The organism is Sporosarcina koreensis (assembly GCF_042655825.1).
Lineage (GTDB): Bacteria > Bacillota > Bacilli > Bacillales_A > Planococcaceae > Sporosarcina > Sporosarcina koreensis.
Genome location: NZ_JBHSNP010000011.1, coordinates 167236 through 185317 on the forward strand (window position 1 = coordinate 167236; position 18082 = coordinate 185317).

Genomic DNA, 18082 nt, shown 5'->3' on the forward strand with positions numbered 1-18082 from the left:
AAACGATGGCAATTTATATTAATAAAGATACAAAAGTGATTGTACAAGGTATTACTGGCTCAACAGCACTTTTCCATACGAAGCAAATGCTTGAGTATGGTACGAAAATCGTCGGCGGTGTGACACCGGGCAAAGGCGGAACGGAAGTTGAAGGAGTACCTGTATTCAACACAGTTGAAGAAGCTGTAAAAGCAACAGGTGCAAATGTTTCCGTCATCTACGTTCCGGCTCCGTTTGCGGCAGATGCGATCCTTGAAGCTGTCGACGCAGAATTGGATATGGCAATCTGTATTACAGAGCATATTCCGGTTCTAGACATGGTGAAAGTGAAGCGCTACATGGAAGGCAAGAAAACACGTCTTGTCGGACCGAACTGCCCGGGTGTCATTACATCCGATGAGTGTAAAATCGGTATCATGCCTGGCTACATCCATACAAAAGGCCATGTAGGCGTTGTATCCCGTTCAGGAACATTGACTTACGAAGCTGTTCATCAGCTTTCACAAGCAGGCATCGGCCAAACGACTGCTGTCGGTATCGGCGGAGACCCTGTAAATGGTACAAACTTCATCGACGTTTTGAAAGAATTCAATGAAGACCCGGAAACATATGCGGTCGTCATGATCGGTGAAATCGGCGGTACAGCTGAAGAAGAAGCAGCTGAATGGGTGAAAGCAAACATGACAAAACCTGTTGTCGGCTTCATCGGCGGTCAAACTGCACCTCCAGGAAAACGAATGGGCCATGCCGGCGCAATCATTTCCGGTGGTAAAGGTACAGCTGCAGAGAAAATCAAAGCGATGAACGCTGCAGGAATCGAAGTTGCTGATACACCATCCGTTATCGGCGAAACGCTTATCAAAGTGTTGAAAGATAAAGGTCTTTACGAAAAATGTAAAACACATTAATGAAAAGTGCGGCATGCAGGAAACTGCATGCTGTTCTTTTACATATCGGAAAATTGAAGGAGGAGTTTTGTGTACCTGACCGACGTCGACCGAAGGCTGCTTGCCTTGCACTATGTATATCCTGTACCATTTAACAAAGCAGCGGAAGTTTTAACGCTGGATCCCGAACTTCGTAATCTATTTAATTATCGCAATGACGAACTGGCGAGACTGCTCCAAATCCCCCAAACGAAAGCAGTCCAGCTGAATGTACAGTTGAAACGGCATGAAGAAACCCCTTTTCCCCTTCTTTATCATCGAGAGAAAATCATTCCTATTCCAATTACGAATCCAGTGTATCCGAAGACGTTGAAATGGCTTGTCGATCCTCCAACCGTCCTATATGTTAAAGGTGACCCGGCGATATTGGACACTGCTTGTAAAGTGGCAATCATCGGTTCCAGAAAAGCAACTGACTATTCGAGAAAAGCGCTTTCATACATCATTCCGCCACTTGTTGATCGTGGGGCAGTCATCGTTTCCGGCCTGGCAAAAGGGGCCGATACGATGGCGCATGAATCCGCAATCCACTTTGGAGGAAAAACGATTGCTGTCCTTGGACATGGGCTGTTCCATTTGTATCCTAATGAAAATAAAAGCCTTGCGGAAAAACTTGCCGAAAATCATTTATTGCTGACAGAATACCCTCCTTATATGAGACCCGCGAGATGGACTTTTCCAATGAGAAATCGGATCATCAGCGGGTTATCGGAATCGATCATCATCACCGAATCGGAGGAAAAGAGCGGCACAATGAGTACTGTCGATCATGCGCTCGAGCATGGAAAGACCATTTACGCGGTTCCTGGTCCCATTACATCGACTTTATCTCTAGGGCCCAATAAATTGATTGAACAAGGTGCAAAGCCTATCTGGAACGGCTTTCAGGCGCTTGAAAACTGCCTATTCCAATAGAGGGAAAAAGATGCCTTTAATTGAAAAGGTTGATTTTAATTCAAATCTGTTATACATTTTGCAACAGATATTCTTTTACATCCGGATTCACCGGGAAAAGGTTTGGGCAAGAATAAAAAGACAGCCCTGCGGATGTATAAAAAGGGAACCTCTATGAGGAGGAACATGAAAAATGGCAGATTACTTAGTAATAGTTGAGTCGCCAGCCAAGGCGAAAACAATTGAACGTTATTTAGGGAAAAAGTACAAGGTTCGTGCTTCCATCGGACATTTGCGGGATTTGCCGCGCAGTCAGATGGGCGTTGACACTGAAAACAATTATGAACCAAAATACATCACGATACGCGGAAAAGGCCCGATATTGCAAGAACTGAAAAAAGACGCCAAAAAAGCGAAAAAAATCTTTCTCGCGGCTGACCCCGACAGGGAAGGGGAAGCGATTGCATGGCACTTGGCACACCAATTGGGCGTGGATATCAATTCTGATTGCCGCGTCGTGTTCAATGAAATCACAAAGGATGCCATCAAGGAATCTTTCAAAAGCCCAAGACCAATCGATATGAATCGGGTGGATGCCCAACAGGCAAGAAGGATTTTGGATAGACTGGTAGGCTATAATATTAGTCCGATCCTTTGGAAGAAAGTGAAGAAGGGATTGTCCGCGGGGCGTGTGCAATCGGTCGCTTTACGCTTGATCATCGACCGGGAGAATGAAATCAAGGCATTCGTCCCCGAAGAATATTGGAGCATAAGCGGAAAGTTCAGCAAGGACGGGAAAACGTTCGAAGCTTCCTTCTACGGCGATGCGACGAAGAAAATGAAGCTGGAGAATAAAAAACAGGTCGATGAAGTCCTCTCCAAAATGTCAGGCGATGAATTTGAAATCGTCAACGTCATCAAAAAGGAGAGGAAAAGGAATCCTGCACCGCCATTCACGACGTCCTCCTTGCAACAGGAAGCGGCCCGCAAATTGAATTTTAGGGCTCGGAAAACAATGATGCTTGCCCAACAGCTTTACGAAGGGATCAATACCGGCAAAGAAGGCATCGTCGGTCTAATTACGTATATGAGAACGGACTCCACAAGGATTTCTGAAAGTGCAAAGGGAGAAGCGGTCACCTTCATAGAAAAAATGTACGGCAAGGAATTCATTGCCACATCAAAAGTGAAGGCGAAGGAATCAGCCAACACGCAAGATGCGCATGAAGCTGTACGACCGACCTCGGTCATGAGGCCGCCTGAAGCGATGAAAGCGTTTTTATCGCGTGATCAGCACAGACTCTATAAATTGATCTGGGAACGGTTCGTTGCAAGTCAGATGGCCCCTGCCGTGCTCGACACGGTTACAGCAGATCTGATGAATGGCGACGTCAAATTCAGGGCGACAGGCTCCGAAGTGAAATTCCCGGGCTTTATGAAAGTGTATATCGAAGGGGAAGACGACCAGGAAGAGGAGAAGGAGGGCATTCTGCCGCCGCTCGATAAAGGAGAGCGTGTGAAAGGGAGCGAAATCGATCCGAAGCAACACTTCACGCAGCCTCCGCCAAGGTATTCAGAAGCACGTCTTGTCAAGACGTTAGAGGAGCTTGGAATTGGCCGGCCGTCCACGTATGCACCTACACTCGACACGATTCAAAAACGGGGCTACGTCACGTTGGACGCTAAGCGGTTCGTTCCGACAGAGCTTGGGGAAATCGTCCACCAAGCAGTGACGCAATACTTCCCTGACATTATAAACATCGAGTTCACTGCCGATATGGAGAAGAGTCTTGATGATGTTGAAGATGGGGAAGTCCAATGGGTGCAAGTCATCGATGAATTCTACAAAGAATTCGAAAAACACGTCAAAGTTGCTGACGAAGAGATGGAAAAAATAGAGATCAAGGACGAGCCTGCTGGCGAGGATTGCGAGAAATGCGGTTCCCCGATGGTGTTCAAAATGGGCCGTTACGGAAAATTCATGGCTTGCTCGAATTTCCCGGATTGCAGAAACACGAAAGCGATCATCAAACCGATCGGAGTCACTTGTCCGTCTTGTAAAGAAGGGCAGGTCGTCGAGAGGAAGAGCAAGACAAAAAGGATCTTCTACGGCTGCGACAGATATCCTGAGTGTGAATACGTATCTTGGGATAAGCCGATTGCCAGACCATGTCCGAAATGTCAAAGTACATTAGTCGAAAAACGATTGAAAAAAGGTGTGCAAATTCAATGTACGGAATGTGACTATAAAGAGGACGCACAAGAATAAGAGGATGGAAAAGAGGAAGGCTGAATGACGCCAATCGTAAATGTCATCGGAGCTGGACTTGCCGGGAGCGAGGCCGCTTGGCAGATCGCTTCCCGTGGAGTTTCAGTCCGGCTATTTGAAATGAGACCCGTCAAACAGACACCTGCCCATCATACGGATAAGTTTGCGGAACTCGTCTGCAGCAATTCATTAAGAGCGAACAACTTGACGAATGCTGTGGGAATTATCAAGGAAGAGATGCGCAGACTCAACTCCCTGATCATAAGCGCTGCGGATGCATGCGCTGTTCCGGCAGGAGGAGCGCTTGCGGTCGACCGCCACGAATTTGCCGGAAATGTAACAGACAGGGTCAGGAACCATCCGTTAATCGAAGTTATCAATGAAGAGGTCACGGACCTCGACAGAATGATGGAAGGGATTACTGTCATTGCAACAGGACCATTGACCTCACCAGCATTGGCTGAGCGCATCCGAGAACTGACAGGCGAGGAATATCTCTATTTCTACGATGCTGCCGCTCCAATCGTGGAGAAGGACTCCATCGATATGGATAAAGTTTATTTGAAATCGCGATATGATAAAGGTGAAGCCGCCTATTTGAACTGCCCGATGGACGAGGAGGAATTCAAACGGTTCCACGAAGCGTTGATCAATGCGGAAGTGGCGCCATTGAAGGAATTCGAAAAGGAAGTTTATTTCGAAGCGTGCATGCCTGTCGAGGTGATGGCCCGCCGCGGCGAGAAAACCCTCCTATTCGGTCCATTGAAACCGGTTGGATTGGAAGACCCGAAAACGGGCAAACGTCCAAAAGCGGTCGTACAACTGCGACAGGACGATGCTGCGGGCACTCTTTATAACATTGTAGGTTTCCAAACTCATATGAAGTGGGGAGCGCAAAAAGAGGTGCTGCAACTCATTCCGGGTCTTGAGAACGTTGAAATCGTCAGATATGGAGTCATGCACCGGAATACGTTCATCAATTCCCCGCGTGTCCTAAGTTCAACGTACCAGCTACGGGAGAATGGCAATATATTCTTTGCCGGTCAAATGACTGGAGTCGAAGGATATGTTGAATCGGCAGGCTCGGGGTTGATTGCAGGTATCAATGCTGCAAACTTGGCATTAGGCAAAATGCCAATCCGATTCCCGAAAGAGACAGCTTTAGGAAGCATGGCCAGATACATTACAGAGGCCGACTCAAAAAACTTCCAGCCAATGAATATCAACTTCGGATTATTCCCTGATTTAGGCGAGCGGATCAAGTCAAAAGTCGAACGCGCTGAAAAACATGCTGAACGCGCTTTCGTGGCATTAGAGGAATTTCAATCGGCAGTACTAGGATAAAGTGCAGCTGCACATGACGGAGACTCCGCATCGTGCAGCTTTTTACTGTGTATGCAAATGAAAATTGAACAATCTGTGTCTAAAAAAACGGCAGATGTCAGACAACCTAAGACAATTATGTTGCCGGAACAATATACTATACGTTATAGTGAATCGTGGATGACTTTTGAATTTCCGAATTAGTCCTCCTATTCGATTAACAATGAAAAACAAGCGGTCAAAAAAAGAAAAAATAACCACTATTCAAACATGTTCCAATTTTGCTATAATTGATAGAGTGATTCATATGGGGGTGAAGCACTTGCAACAAAAAGGTCCTGGGTCTGTTCTTGATGAATACATATCCTATATACGCCTTGAAAAGAACTATTCATCCCGGACAGTTTTGGAATACAGCAATGATATTCAAGAGTTCCTCGCCTTTTTATCCCAAGAAGGAATTGCTGACCTGAATGATGTCGAATATCCTGAAGCAAGATTGTATATAACAACACTGTATGACAAAGGCTTAGCGAGGAAGACAATTTCAAGAAAAATCTCTTCGATTCGTTCTTTTTATAAGTTTGGCAATGCTCGATTCGGGATAAATGATAATGCGTTCCGTTTATTGCACCATCCAAAGAAGGAAGAACGGCTTCCGGCTTTTTTTTATGAAAAGGAATTGGAATCGCTCTTTGAAACATGCGAGGGCGGAGATCCGAAATCATTACGGAATCATGCGCTTTTGGAACTGCTTTATGCAACCGGAATACGGGTAAGCGAGCTGACATCCATCGAACTGGGTGATATTGACAATTCGCTTGGAATTGTCAAGGTGATGGGGAAAGGTAGGAAAGAGCGCTACGTTCCATTCGGAAGCTTTGCCCAGGATGCGCTTGAATCCTATTTGGAAAAAAGTCGTCCTATCCTTATGAAGAAGAAAAGTCATCAATCGCTATTTGTCAATTTGCGCGGAGATCCGATCACGGATAGGGGTGTCCGACATGTGCTGAATGCAATGATGGAAGAGGCATCTATTCACGGAAAGATATATCCGCATATGATCCGCCATTCCTTTGCGACTCATCTGCTGTCCAATGGTGCAGATATGAGGACTGTGCAGGAATTGCTTGGCCATAGTCATTTATCTTCGACACAAGTTTATACGCATATCACGAAAGAGCATCTGCGGAAAACGTATATGAAAACACATCCGCGGGCCTAGGAGGATGAGCTGATGGAATTTCATTCGACAACGATTTTCGCCATCCGGCACAAAGGTGTTTGTGCGATGTCGGGTGACGGGCAAGTGACAATGGGGGAATCCGTTGTCATGAAACATACCGCTAAAAAAGTGAGAAGGCTTTTTGGCGGTAAAATTATTGCGGGTTTTGCAGGATCTGTAGCTGATGCTTTTACCCTATTCGAATTATTCGAAGGCAAGCTCGGCGAATTCAATGGTAACTTGGAACGGGCTGCCGTGGAGCTTGCGAAAGAGTGGCGGGGCGACCGGATCTTAAGGAAGTTGGAGGCGATGCTCCTCGTCGCCGATAAAGATAAGCTTCTGCTCGTTTCGGGAACCGGTGAAGTGATTGAACCGGATGACGGCGTGCTTGCCATCGGTTCAGGTGGCAATTATGCGCTGGCAGCTGGGCGCGCGCTGAAAAAGTATAGCGGTGATACACTCGATGCCGAGCAGATTGCCAAGGCCGCTCTTGAGACGGCTGCAGAAATATGTGTCTACACAAATGACCGGATAATTGTGGAGGTACTCGGATGAATAAAAAACAGGAATTGACCCCGCGCGAGCTGACCGCTTACTTGGATCGATATATTGTAGGACAGGATGCCGCCAAGAAGGCAGTTTCCGTCGCCATCCGGAATAGGTACAGAAGAAGCCTTTTGACTGAGGAAGAAAAAAGGGAGATTATCCCTAAGAACATTTTGATGATCGGACCGACAGGCGTCGGAAAGACGGAAATAGCAAGAAGGATTGCTAGGCTCGTCAACGCGCCATTCGTTAAAGTGGAAGCGACAAAGTTCACTGAAGTCGGATATGTCGGAAGGGATGTCGAATCAATGGTAAGGGATTTGACCGAATCTGCCGTCCGGATCGTGCGGGATGAGATGCGGGAGTCCGTAAAAGGCCAAGCGGAGAAGCTTGCAGAGGAACGGCTCGTCGAATTGCTTGTCCCGGAAAAGAAACGCAAAGTGAATATGCAGAACCCTTTTGAAATGCTTTTTGGTCAGAAGGGCGATGAGGATGATAAAAGTCCTGAGGAAGCCGCTGATATTAGCCGAAAACGGTCGGAAATCTCACGTCGTCTTGCTGCTGGTGAATTGGAGGATGAAACGATCACTGTCGAAGTCTCCTCCCAACAACCTTCCATGTTTGACGCACTGCAAGGTTCGGGAATGGAACAAATGGGCGCGAGTATGCAGGATGCATTATCATCTTTAATGCCGAAAAAAATGACGAAACGCAAAATGAGGGTGAAGGATGCGAGAAAGATCCTTCAAGCCGAAGAGGCGGACAAATTGATCGATCATGATGAAATTGCAAGAAGGTCGGTTGAGCTGACTGAGCAATCAGGCATCATCTTCATCGATGAAATGGACAAAATTGCCAGTCGTGGAAACAGTGGTGGTTCTTCCGCAGATGTTTCCAGGGAAGGCGTTCAGAGGGACATTTTACCTATCGTGGAAGGCTCGACAGTGACGACCAAATATGGACCTGTCAAAACGGATTTTATACTATTCATCGCGGCGGGCGCTTTCCATATGTCGAAGCCTTCAGATATCATCCCTGAGCTGCAAGGACGTTTCCCGATCCGTGTGGAACTTGAAAAGCTAACGAAAGAAGATTTTGTCCGGATCTTAAAAGAGCCTGATTTTTCATTGATCAAGCAATACGTAAAACTTTTAGCGACGGAAAATGTCGAAATCGAGTTTTCGGAGGATGCCATCGAAAGAGTTGCGGAAATTGCATTTGATGTGAATGATAACACCGAAAACATCGGCGCTAGGCGTCTGCATACGATTTTGGAGAAACTGCTTGAAGAGCTATCGTATGAAGCTGCGGAAATTGGACCGTCGTCAATCAAGATAACAGTGGCTTATGTCGATGAAAAGTTGAAAAACATCGTTAAAAACAAAGATTTGTCACATTTTATCTTATAATGAGGGCGTTTTAGTTTATTTAATGATTGAAAAGCTTTAGAATATTCTTAAATACAAAAGGACCTATTAGGAGGAAATATTTATGTCTTTATTAGCAAAAACAAGAAAAATTAATGCAATGTTACAAGAAACAGCAGGAAAGCCTGTTAACTTCAAAGAAATGGCTGAAAAACTTAGCATGGTTATCGAATGTAATGCTTTTATCGTCAGCAGAAAAGGAAAATTGCTAGGTCTTGAAATCCACCATCAAATCGACAACGAACGCATGAAGCAAATGTTCCAAGAACGTAAATTCCCTGAAGAGTATACACAAAAGCTTTTCGAAGTGAATGAAACTTCTTCAAACATTGATGTGTACAGCGACTACTCGGTATTCCCTGAAGAAGAGCGCGAATTGTTCAAAGACGGTTTGACGACTGTCGTTCCGATCATCGGCGGCGGCGAGCGTCTTGGAACACTAATCCTTGCCCGTCTAAAAGAGAAATTCACTGAAGACGATCTCATCCTTGCTGAATACGGCGCAACTGTAGTCGGCATGGAAATCCTACGCGAAAAATCAGAGGAAATCGAAATGGAAGCACGCAGCAAAGCTGTCGTTCAAATGGCCATCAATTCATTGTCCTACAGTGAACACGAAGCGATTGAGCATATCTTCAAAGAACTTGACGGTAACGAAGGCCTACTTGTAGCTTCTAAAATTGCAGACCGCGTAGGTATCACACGTTCAGTTATCGTTAACGCATTGCGTAAACTTGAAAGTGCGGGTGTGATCGAATCCCGTTCACTTGGTATGAAAGGCACATACATTAAAGTATTGAACAGCAAATTCCTAGAGGAACTTGAAAACCAAAAGAACTAATCATATGACACTTCGGCTTAATAAGCCGAAGTGTTATTTTTATGTGAAGAAATTTGTGTTGGAATAATAAGGAAGTAACACTAATCTGCCAAGTTATGATAATAGTCCTAAGAACTATAAATGATAGGTTTATAGTGTTTTAAAAGGGTTGTTTTGTACTAATCAATTTTAATTAATATGATGGACAAAGTTCGTCAAAATCCGATACAATAAGATATGTGTTTTAATTGAAAGTTTAATAGAAAAGATTATCTTGCATAGTAAACTAGTAAAAAACCAGAGGTGAAATAGATTAATGAACATTTATGGATCAACGATTTCACTGTTGGAACGGGGTTTGGATTTTTCTTCTGCGAAGGGGAAAGTAATTTCGCAAAATATAGCAAATGTCGACACGCCGAATTATAAGGCGAAACATGTCAGCTTTAAACAAATGATGCATGAAGCCCAAAGCAGACCTATCAATGCCTATCGGACGAATGAACTGCATTTTGATTTCTCTTCCAAAGTTTCAAAGGCGGGAATAGCCAAATATGCCGATTTCAACTATAGGCAGGATGGCAATGGAGTGGATATGGATAAGGAGCAAGCGGATCTCGCAGCAAACCAGATTTACTATAATGCATTGGTCGACCGCTTGAACGGTAAATTCAATTCACTTCAAAATGTCATTAAAGGAGGACGTTAATCATGTCGATTTTCCATAGTCTTAATACTTCCGCCTCGGCCCTGACTGCCCAGCGGCTAAGGATGGATGTCATCTCCTCCAATATGGCAAATATTGAAACGACGCGTGGGAAAATGGTGAATGGCGAGTGGCAGCCTTATCGCCGCAAGGCAGTCAGCTTCCAACCGATGGAAGGGCGATTCTCTTCAATGTTGCAAGCTGCAATGGGAACTCGGGACAGAGGAGCGGCCGGTTACGGAGTTACAGTATCCCGAATACAGGAAGATACGGAGACTCCGTTCAAGCTTGTATATGATCCGAGCCATCCTGATGCGAATGAGGAAGGGTATGTCCAAATGCCAAATGTGGATCCGCTGCGTGAAATGATTGACCTCATGTCTGCGACAAGATCTTATGAAGCGAATGTCACAGTGCTGAACGCCAACAAGGCGATGTTAATGAAGGCACTTGAGATAGGAAAATAAGGACCGGGAAGGAAGAGAATAAAGTATGCCTATAAATTCTATACAAGGCGCAGGCAATGTGCCCGGGTTCATTAAGATTAATCAGGGTATTCAGCCGACACCATATGAGTCTCAAAAAAGCTTCGGCTCTTATTTGAAGGATGCCATTCAGGAAGTGAACGTAAAACAGATCGAATCAGATAAAATGACCGAGAAGCTCATTTTAGGAGAAGATGTCGATTTGCATAACGTCATGATCACAGCACAAAAAGCCTCAATCGCATTGAATGCGACAATGGAAGTACGCAACAAGGTGATTGAAGCGTACCAGGAAATAATAAGAATGCCAGTTTAATTCACAATGCATTTGGTTTTTTAACTATGTAAGCAGACCGGGGGATCAGAATGAAAGAAAGATTGACGAAAATTGGGACTGACTTGAAACAGTTCTGGTCGAGTCGCACGAAACGACAAAAAACAACATATATCGGGTCCGCGGCTGCTGTCATTATTTTTGCTGCATTTTTGACGTATTTCCTATCGAGGACGGAATTTGTCCCTCTCTATAGTGATGTTTCTCGAGCGGAAATAGGCCGTATTAAAGAAGAGCTGGATGTCCAAGGTGTACCGAGCCAAATTGCACCCGGGGGTACTTCCATCCTCGTTCCGAAAGAACGTGTGGACGACCTTCTTGTCACCCTTGCGGCAGAGGGATATCCGAATTCGGGAACGATCGATTATTCGTTCTTCTCACAAAACGCCGGTTTCGGCACAACGGATAATGAATTCAATATGACCCAACTAAAAGCGACGCAAAACGAGCTGGCAAATTTAATCAAAGGGATCCAAGGCGTTAAAGATGCAAATGTAATGATCACATTGCCGACGAAAAGTGTCTTTTTAAATGAAGCCGTCCAAAGTGCAAGCGCTGCAATCATGTTGAAGACGGAACCTGGTTATCAGTTTACGGAATCTCAAATTACTGCCTTATATAATTTAGTGTCAAAAAGTATACCGAATTTATCTACAGACGATATCGTAATCATGAACCAGTATTCCGAGTACTTCGATTTGAAATCATCCGATCAGTCCATCGGCATGAATGTTGCCAATCAAATGGACTTGAAAAAGACGATTGAACGCGATCTTCAGCGAAAAGTGCAAATGATGCTTGGCACAATGTTAGGAATGGATAAAGTCATCGTTTCCGTAACGACTGACATCGACTTCAAACAAGAGAATAGACAAGAGAATCTTGTCGACCGTGTTGATGAGGACCTTGACAGCCTGGCAATCAGCGTACAAAGAATTACGGAGTCCTTCACAGGGAATGGTGCTCTTGCAGGGGGGGTTCCCGAAGCCGAAGATCCGACGGACAACCGTACGAACTTTGTAGAGGGGAATAACGCCAACGGGGACTACGAAAGACTTGAAGAAACGATTAACAACGAAGTGAACCGGATCAGGAAGGATATTGTTGAAAGTCCATATAAAATCCGTGATATTGGCATTCAAGTGATGATGGAAACATCGGAAGGAAATGATGTTGAAGGCCCGATCAGAAATATTCTTGAGACGATCATCAGCACTTCGATCGATAAAAGCTATGTGCCTGCAGATGCGACAAACGAATATTGGCAAAATAAAATTGCTATTTCCACACATGACTTCAAAGGGATGACGGCATTTGAACAGCAAGCGCCTCCAATCGGGATTCCATGGTGGGTATATGCAATCGGTGCAGCTTTACTCGTTGTCATTGCTATCCTAATCGTTGCTTACTTCCGCAAACGCAGACAGGAAAACGAATTGGAAGAAGCGATGATACTCGAAGAACAGCGTGAAGCATTACATGTGGAAGATATCAATATGGAGCTCGAAACAGAAGCAACACTTCGCAAGAAGCAACTTGAAAAAATGGCAAAGGATAAGCCAGAAGAGTTTGCTAAATTGTTAAGAACGTGGATTGCCGAGGAATGACGGAGGGATGAACAGTGGTAAAGAAAGATAAAGGAATGACTGGTAAGCAAAAAGCGGCACTCCTGCTCATATCGCTCGGTCCGGAAGTTTCGGCAGCCGTCTATAAGCATCTTACTGAAGAAGAGATTGAACGATTGACGCTTGAAATTTCCGGTGTCAAGAAAGTCGATTCCTCCGTAAAAGAAGAGATTATCGAGGAGTTTCATAATATCGCACTTGCCCAAGATTATATCTCCCAAGGCGGAATCGGCTATGCGAAGACAGTGTTGGAAAAAGCGTTAGGGAAAGAGCATGCCCAAGCAATCATCAATCGGTTGACATCTTCTTTACAAGTGAGGCCATTTGATTTTGCAAGAAGAGCTGAACCGAGTCAAATACTTAATTTCATCCAGAACGAGCATCCACAGACAATTGCTCTCATCCTGTCATATCTTGAAGCGGAGCAGGCGGGGATGATTCTGTCATCCCTGCCACAGGAAATGCAGGCGGATATTGCAAAAAGGATTGCGACGATGGACTCCACTTCCCCCGAAGTCATCAGCGAAATCGAAGCTGTTTTGGAAAGGAAATTATCCTCCACAGTCACTCAGGATTTCACGGAAACAGGCGGGGTCGATGCTGTTGTACAAGTTTTGAATGGAGTCGACAGAGCTACCGAAAAGACGATTTTGGATGCACTCGAAATCCAGGATCCGGAGCTTGCGGAAGAGATCCGAAAAAGAATGTTCGTTTTCGAGGACATTGTCACATTGGACAATCGTTCCATTCAGCGCATTGTGCGTGAGTGTGAAAATGAGGACCTCATTTTGTCCATGAAGGTTTCCAGTGAAGAAGTAAGGGAAATCCTCTTTAAAAACATGTCTCAACGGATGGCCGAATCTTTTCAAGAAGAGATGGAAGTCATGGGCCCTGTACGATTGCGGGATGTCGAAGAGGCGCAGGCACGTATCGTTTCCATAATCAGAAGACTCGAAGATTCAGGCGAGATCATCATAGCCCGCGGTGGAGGGGATGACATCATTGTCTAACATTTTTCGTTCTTCCCGAACAGTATCCGAGGAAGGCAGCGTCAAGGAAATCACAATCCGGAATTTGAATATGCCGACGATTGACGGGAAAGAGGAAGTGATCTCAAAAGAAGCACTTTTTCTGGAGCGCGATCGGATGCTGAAGGACGCAAGGCGGCAGATAGAGATGGAAAAGGCGGAATTGGAACAAATGAGGCAGATGGCGCAGGAAGATGTCGCCGCTATGCAAGCCGCCTGGGAGCAGGAGAAAACGACGCTTCAGCAACAGGCGTATGAAGAGGGGTTCCAAGTCGGTTATGAAGAAGGAAGGAATAAGTCGATATCCGATATGAGCGAATCCGTGAAAGCTGCGAACGAAATCACTATCCAATCAAAGGGGAATGCCCTGAAATACTTGGATGAACAAGAAAGAGTCATATTGGAAATCGCAATGAAGACGGCGGAACGGATTCTTGGTAAAACGCTTGAAGAGGATGAGGAAGCTTTCTTATCAATCGTCAAAAGAGGGTTGAAGGAAGCAAGGGAGATGAAGGAAGTCAAACTATATGTTCCAGTTTCCCATTATGAACTTATCTCCTCGAACCGAGCAGAACTTGCATCTATTTTCCCGCCGGATATTCCTTTCCTTATCTTTGCGAATGAAGATTTCGATATGGACGATTGCATTATTGAAACAAACCAAGGCCGGGTAGTTGTCAGTGTGGATGAACAATTGAATGAGCTGAAAGAACAGCTCGTTGAAATGTTGGAAAGTGGTGACTGACGATGAAGAAAGCGAAAGAACTGTTAGAAGTAATTCCGAAAATGAATTCCTTTCCGAAATTCGGTCGTGTTGTCCGGGTTGTCGGTCTTATGATCGAATCACAAGGGCCTGAAAGCTCTGTCGGAGATGTGTGTCGTATCCACTTGAATAACGCGGGAAATAAGGACTCGGTCATTTTGGCGGAAGTTGTTGGATTCAGAGAGGAAATTGTCATCCTGATGCCTTACTCGAACATCACCGATATATCGAGCGGATGTCTGGTGGAATGTACCGGGAAGCCGCTTGAGGTGAAGGTCGGAATGAACCTGATCGGAAAAGTGCTTGATTCGATGGGGAATCCGATTGATGACAGTCCGCTTCCTAAGGGATTATCGACAGTAAGGACAGAACAGAACCCTCCAATTGTCATGACAAGAATGCCGATCAGTGAAAAGCTTGCTGTCGGCGTGAAGGCGATCGACGGGATGCTAACAGTTGGAAATGGCCAAAGGGTCGGGATCTTTGCAGGATCTGGTGTTGGGAAAAGTACATTGCTTGGCATGATTGCGAGAAACACGACAGCTGATTTGAACGTCATCGGTCTTATTGGCGAACGCGGCCGCGAAGTTAGGGAGTTCATCGAACGTGATTTGGGACCGGAAGGATTGAGCAAGACAATCGTCGTTGCTGCCACATCAGACCAACCTGCCTTAATGCGGATTAAAGGGGCTTTTACGGCTACAGCGATCGCTGAATACTTCCGTGACAAAGGGATGAACGTCATGCTCATGATGGATTCCGTCACACGTGTCGCGATGGCTCAAAGGGAAATCGGTCTTGCGGTCGGAGAGCCACCAGCCACACGCGGCTACACGCCATCCGTATTCTCGATCCTACCGAAGCTCCTCGAACGGACAGGGACGAATGATGTCGGTGCGATTACGGCATTTTACACCGTGCTCGTCGATGGCGATGACATGAACGAACCGATTGCGGATGCAGTCCGGGGGATACTTGACGGCCATATCGTATTGGACAGGACACTGGCCAACAAAGGGCAATACCCAGCTATAAACGTCTTGAAAAGTGTAAGCCGTCTGATGAATCATATCGCCAGCCCCGAACATGTGAAGGCGGCTGAAAAGCTCCGCGAATTGTATTACACCTACGACAAGTCGGAAGATCTCATCAACATCGGCGCGTATAAACGGGGCACGTCAAGAGAAATCGACGAAGCGATCGAATATGAACCTCACATTACGAACTTCTTGAAGCAGAGCTATAAAGAGAATGTGATGATGGAAGACTCCATTGAAGAGCTGATATCACTTGCACCAGGAGGAGGCACACAATGAAACCTTATGAATACCGATTTGAAAAGGTGCTCACCTACCGGGAACAGGAGAAAACGGAGACCGAAATAGAATTCAAGAAATCAGTCGAATCCTTCGAAACGGTCGCAACCGAATTATATGAACTGTTGAAACGGAAGGAAGACATCATTGCCGAACACCAGGAGAAAATGAAAAAAGGTTTTTCAATCAATGAAATCCATCACTATGCACGATTCCTAGATAGCCTTGAGAAACGGATTGAAGCTTTGCAGCAATCTGTCATGAAAGCCCGTTCCAAAATGAATTGGTTCGAAGAGAAATTGCTGGAGAAGACGATTGAAGTGAAGAAGTTCGAAAAGATGAAGGAAAAAGATAAAGAACATTATCGTACTGAAATGGAACAAGCTGAAGCAAGTTTGTTGGATGAATTATCAACATTGAAGTTCCATAGAAGAGAAACAGGGTGGTAACTTGGCAAGGAACTCAAAACTGCAAACAGACGAGAAAATCGTTGAAAAGAAGACTGGCACCCACGTCTTCCAAGAAGTGTTGCTTTGGACCCTCATTCCACTGCTGTTCACAACGATGGTGCTATTGATCATCGCTTATGTCGCTGATGTAAACGTCTTTGACAAAGCGAAGGAATGGACCCGCTCCCTTCCGTTTGTCGAAAATAAGCAAGCTGACGACGAAAAGGGAAGCGACTTGATCATCGAAGAACGTGTCGTTGAATTGCAGGCGGAAATTCAAGAAAAGGAAGCACAATTGTTCAAACTACAAGAAGATCTGGCGAAATCTGCGGACGAAAAAAATGCATTGCTAAAGGAACAAAAGAGCCTGTTAGCTCAAATTGAAGCATTGAAGATCGAGAAAGATGATTATAAACGCGACATGAAAGAAGTCATTTCTACATTCGAGAAAATGTCCGCAAAATCAGCAGCACCCGTCATTACAAAAATGAGCGATGCAGAGGCCATTAACATACTTAGCAACCTAAAACCTGAAGTTCTCGCACCGATATTAGAAAAGATGTCACCTGAAGATGCCGCAAAGTATACAAGTCTTATGACGAAATAGGCAGTAGCTAAAGGTGATTCAATGAAGGGAGGTGAACAAAGAGTGAACATCGGAACACTGCAATCCATGATAGGCATGAACCAAATTTCGACCAATTCAATAGGCAACATGCAAAAAGGCGGCCCGGCCACTTCCAAATTCGGAGCGATATTCGCATGTCTGTCATCAAATGCTCCAGAAATGGAAAATCCGTCTGAAGGATCGCTTTCAATTGAATTGATTCCAAACTTGTTCAATGCATCAACAATTGAAGACCTGGAGAATGCACTGCAAGCTATACCTGGAAGTGAAAACATCACGCTATCTAGTAATCTCGAAGCAATTGGCCAAAACGGTAGTTTAGAAGAGTTAGCAAATGTGTTATCGATCAATCCGGAAGGTATGCTCGAAAAGCTTCGACAGCTCTTGGAGAAAGCCGGAATGACAAAAGATGAGACTGAAGAACTGACGATTGCTAGTGATATGTGGACATTAATGACCTTGATCGACGAAGCGGGAATCCGGTTTTTCGAAAATCTGAATGAAGATCTTGTAAAACAGGCAACTAGGAATGAAGCTGCACAACTTCTATCACTTATCAAAACAATGGAATTGATTGCGCCAAAAAATGATTTGGTCGTATCGATGGAGCAGAAGGTCGACAGTTACCGCCATATGATGACAACCGCAGCTGGACAATTTGAACAGCGGACGATTGCATTAGGGACACAAGAGCAACTTCCGTTCATCAACCAAAAAACGGACTTCAAGATTGTTCTTGAAACGAGTTGTGCTACTTCAACGAATGCAGAAGGATCTGGTCAGAATCATTCCGATACTACCAATTCAGGTTCAGTACATGCAACGACAACAATCGTCAGGACGGAAATGCCGCTACAGACCGAAGCGAATTCAACAAATCGAAGCGAAACATTCCTGAGGGAAATGCAAGCATTAATGAACCGATCCAATTTCGGACAAGTTGGCGGTACCAATCGGATGCTTATTAAGTTGTATCCGGAACATTTAGGACAAATACGTATCGAACTGCTTGAAACAAATGGGATTATGACAGCGAGAATCCTTGCATCTACCGCATTTGCAAAAGGACTGCTAGATAGTCAGTTGCATCAACTGAAACATGCGTTCAATCAGCAAAACTTGCAAGTCGACCGCATTGATATTTCGCAAACTCTCCAAGAGTCGCAAAGAAACGAACGTGAACAAACCTTTAACGAACAATTCAAACGCGAGCAACAAACGGATGACAACAAGCAGAATAAATCATCCGAAGAAGAAATTTCTTTCGAAGAATATATGATTGAATTGGAGGTGTAAA

At 44.9% G+C, this 18082-nt stretch carries 18 protein-coding genes; all 18 read left to right on the plus strand.

Translation table 11 applies throughout. From position 1 onward, the window contains the following. Positions 1-5: 5 nt before the first annotated feature. The 18 genes from sucD to ACFPTP_RS07500 all read left to right on the plus strand — a co-directional run bounded on the left by sucD (position 6) and on the right by ACFPTP_RS07500 (position 18081). Positions 6-908, plus strand: a complete 903-nt coding sequence (gene sucD / locus ACFPTP_RS07415; protein WP_381443325.1) for a succinate--CoA ligase subunit alpha — start codon at positions 6-8, stop codon at positions 906-908. 69 nt (positions 909-977) lie between these two features. Continuing rightward, positions 978-1862: a DNA-processing protein DprA gene (gene dprA / locus ACFPTP_RS07420; protein WP_381443327.1), complete on the plus strand. Its 885-nt coding sequence runs from the start codon at positions 978-980 to the stop codon at positions 1860-1862. 172 nt (positions 1863-2034) lie between these two features. Further along, positions 2035-4110 (plus strand): type I DNA topoisomerase, encoded by a 2076-nt coding sequence (topA, locus tag ACFPTP_RS07425; protein WP_381443328.1) that lies wholly within the window; start codon positions 2035-2037, stop codon positions 4108-4110. Positions 4111-4134: 24 nt separating this feature from the next. Further along, positions 4135-5454, plus strand: coding sequence for an FADH(2)-oxidizing methylenetetrahydrofolate--tRNA-(uracil(54)-C(5))-methyltransferase TrmFO (gene trmFO / locus ACFPTP_RS07430; protein ID WP_381443330.1), 1320 nt, complete (start codon positions 4135-4137; stop codon positions 5452-5454). Between the two features lie 286 nt (positions 5455-5740). After that, positions 5741-6658 (plus strand): tyrosine recombinase XerC, encoded by a 918-nt coding sequence (xerC, locus tag ACFPTP_RS07435; protein ID WP_381443331.1) that lies wholly within the window; start codon positions 5741-5743, stop codon positions 6656-6658. A gap of 9 nt (positions 6659-6667) precedes the next feature. Beyond that, positions 6668-7213 (plus strand): ATP-dependent protease subunit HslV, encoded by a 546-nt coding sequence (gene hslV, locus ACFPTP_RS07440; protein WP_381444205.1) that lies wholly within the window; start codon positions 6668-6670, stop codon positions 7211-7213. Then, positions 7210-8613, plus strand: coding sequence for an ATP-dependent protease ATPase subunit HslU (gene hslU / locus ACFPTP_RS07445; RefSeq protein WP_381443332.1), 1404 nt, complete (start codon positions 7210-7212; stop codon positions 8611-8613). Before hslV ends, hslU begins: the two co-directional genes overlap by 4 nt. A gap of 82 nt (positions 8614-8695) precedes the next feature. Further along, positions 8696-9472 carry a GTP-sensing pleiotropic transcriptional regulator CodY gene (gene codY / locus ACFPTP_RS07450; protein ID WP_381443333.1) on the plus strand — a complete coding sequence of 259 codons (777 nt, stop codon included), beginning with the start codon at positions 8696-8698 and terminating at the stop codon, positions 9470-9472. 295 nt (positions 9473-9767) lie between these two features. Continuing rightward, on the plus strand, positions 9768-10160 hold the full coding sequence (flgB, locus tag ACFPTP_RS07455) for a flagellar basal body rod protein FlgB (RefSeq protein WP_381443334.1): 393 nt from the start codon (positions 9768-9770) through the stop codon (positions 10158-10160). A gap of 2 nt (positions 10161-10162) precedes the next feature. Beyond that, positions 10163-10624, plus strand: coding sequence for a flagellar basal body rod protein FlgC (gene flgC / locus ACFPTP_RS07460; protein ID WP_381443335.1), 462 nt, complete (start codon positions 10163-10165; stop codon positions 10622-10624). A gap of 25 nt (positions 10625-10649) precedes the next feature. Next, on the plus strand, positions 10650-10958 hold the full coding sequence (fliE, locus tag ACFPTP_RS07465) for a flagellar hook-basal body complex protein FliE (RefSeq protein ID WP_381443337.1): 309 nt from the start codon (positions 10650-10652) through the stop codon (positions 10956-10958). A 50-nt stretch (positions 10959-11008) separates the two neighbouring features. Continuing rightward, positions 11009-12583, plus strand: coding sequence for a flagellar basal-body MS-ring/collar protein FliF (gene fliF / locus ACFPTP_RS07470; protein ID WP_381443338.1), 1575 nt, complete (start codon positions 11009-11011; stop codon positions 12581-12583). Between the two features lie 14 nt (positions 12584-12597). Continuing rightward, positions 12598-13611 carry a flagellar motor switch protein FliG gene (fliG, locus tag ACFPTP_RS07475; protein ID WP_252503609.1) on the plus strand — a complete coding sequence of 338 codons (1014 nt, stop codon included), beginning with the start codon at positions 12598-12600 and terminating at the stop codon, positions 13609-13611. Further along, positions 13604-14374: a flagellar assembly protein FliH gene (gene fliH / locus ACFPTP_RS07480; protein WP_381443340.1), complete on the plus strand. Its 771-nt coding sequence runs from the start codon at positions 13604-13606 to the stop codon at positions 14372-14374. Before fliG ends, fliH begins: the two co-directional genes overlap by 8 nt. Before the next feature lie 2 nt (positions 14375-14376). Beyond that, entirely contained in the window at positions 14377-15708 is a 1332-nt protein-coding gene (fliI, locus tag ACFPTP_RS07485; RefSeq protein ID WP_381443342.1) for a flagellar protein export ATPase FliI, read from the plus strand. Next, complete coding sequence (gene fliJ, locus ACFPTP_RS07490) at positions 15705-16157, plus strand: flagellar export protein FliJ (RefSeq protein WP_381443344.1); 453 nt, start codon at positions 15705-15707, stop codon at positions 16155-16157. Before fliI ends, fliJ begins: the two co-directional genes overlap by 4 nt. A gap of 1 nt (position 16158) precedes the next feature. Beyond that, positions 16159-16764, plus strand: a complete 606-nt coding sequence (locus ACFPTP_RS07495; protein ID WP_381443345.1) for a MotE family protein — start codon at positions 16159-16161, stop codon at positions 16762-16764. A gap of 42 nt (positions 16765-16806) precedes the next feature. Then, complete coding sequence (locus tag ACFPTP_RS07500) at positions 16807-18081, plus strand: flagellar hook-length control protein FliK (protein ID WP_381443347.1); 1275 nt, start codon at positions 16807-16809, stop codon at positions 18079-18081. The last annotated feature ends 1 nt before the right edge of the window (position 18082 follow it).

Coding starts and splice junctions, on each gene's coding strand:
- hslU (WP_381443332.1), top strand. CDS start 7,210: ATGAATAAAAAACAGGAATTGACCCCGCGCGAGCTGACCGCTTACTTG.
- fliJ (WP_381443344.1), top strand. CDS start 15,705: ATGAAACCTTATGAATACCGATTTGAAAAGGTGCTCACCTACCGGGAA.
- xerC (WP_381443331.1), top strand. CDS start 5,741: ATGGGGGTGAAGCACTTGCAACAAAAAGGTCCTGGGTCTGTTCTTGAT.
- fliF (WP_381443338.1), top strand. CDS start 11,009: ATGAAAGAAAGATTGACGAAAATTGGGACTGACTTGAAACAGTTCTGG.
- trmFO (WP_381443330.1), top strand. CDS start 4,135: ATGACGCCAATCGTAAATGTCATCGGAGCTGGACTTGCCGGGAGCGAG.
- codY (WP_381443333.1), top strand. CDS start 8,696: ATGTCTTTATTAGCAAAAACAAGAAAAATTAATGCAATGTTACAAGAA.
- flgC (WP_381443335.1), top strand. CDS start 10,163: ATGTCGATTTTCCATAGTCTTAATACTTCCGCCTCGGCCCTGACTGCC.
- sucD (WP_381443325.1), top strand. CDS start 6: ATGGCAATTTATATTAATAAAGATACAAAAGTGATTGTACAAGGTATT.
- flgB (WP_381443334.1), top strand. CDS start 9,768: ATGAACATTTATGGATCAACGATTTCACTGTTGGAACGGGGTTTGGAT.
- fliE (WP_381443337.1), top strand. CDS start 10,650: ATGCCTATAAATTCTATACAAGGCGCAGGCAATGTGCCCGGGTTCATT.
- topA (WP_381443328.1), top strand. CDS start 2,035: ATGGCAGATTACTTAGTAATAGTTGAGTCGCCAGCCAAGGCGAAAACA.
- fliI (WP_381443342.1), top strand. CDS start 14,377: ATGAAGAAAGCGAAAGAACTGTTAGAAGTAATTCCGAAAATGAATTCC.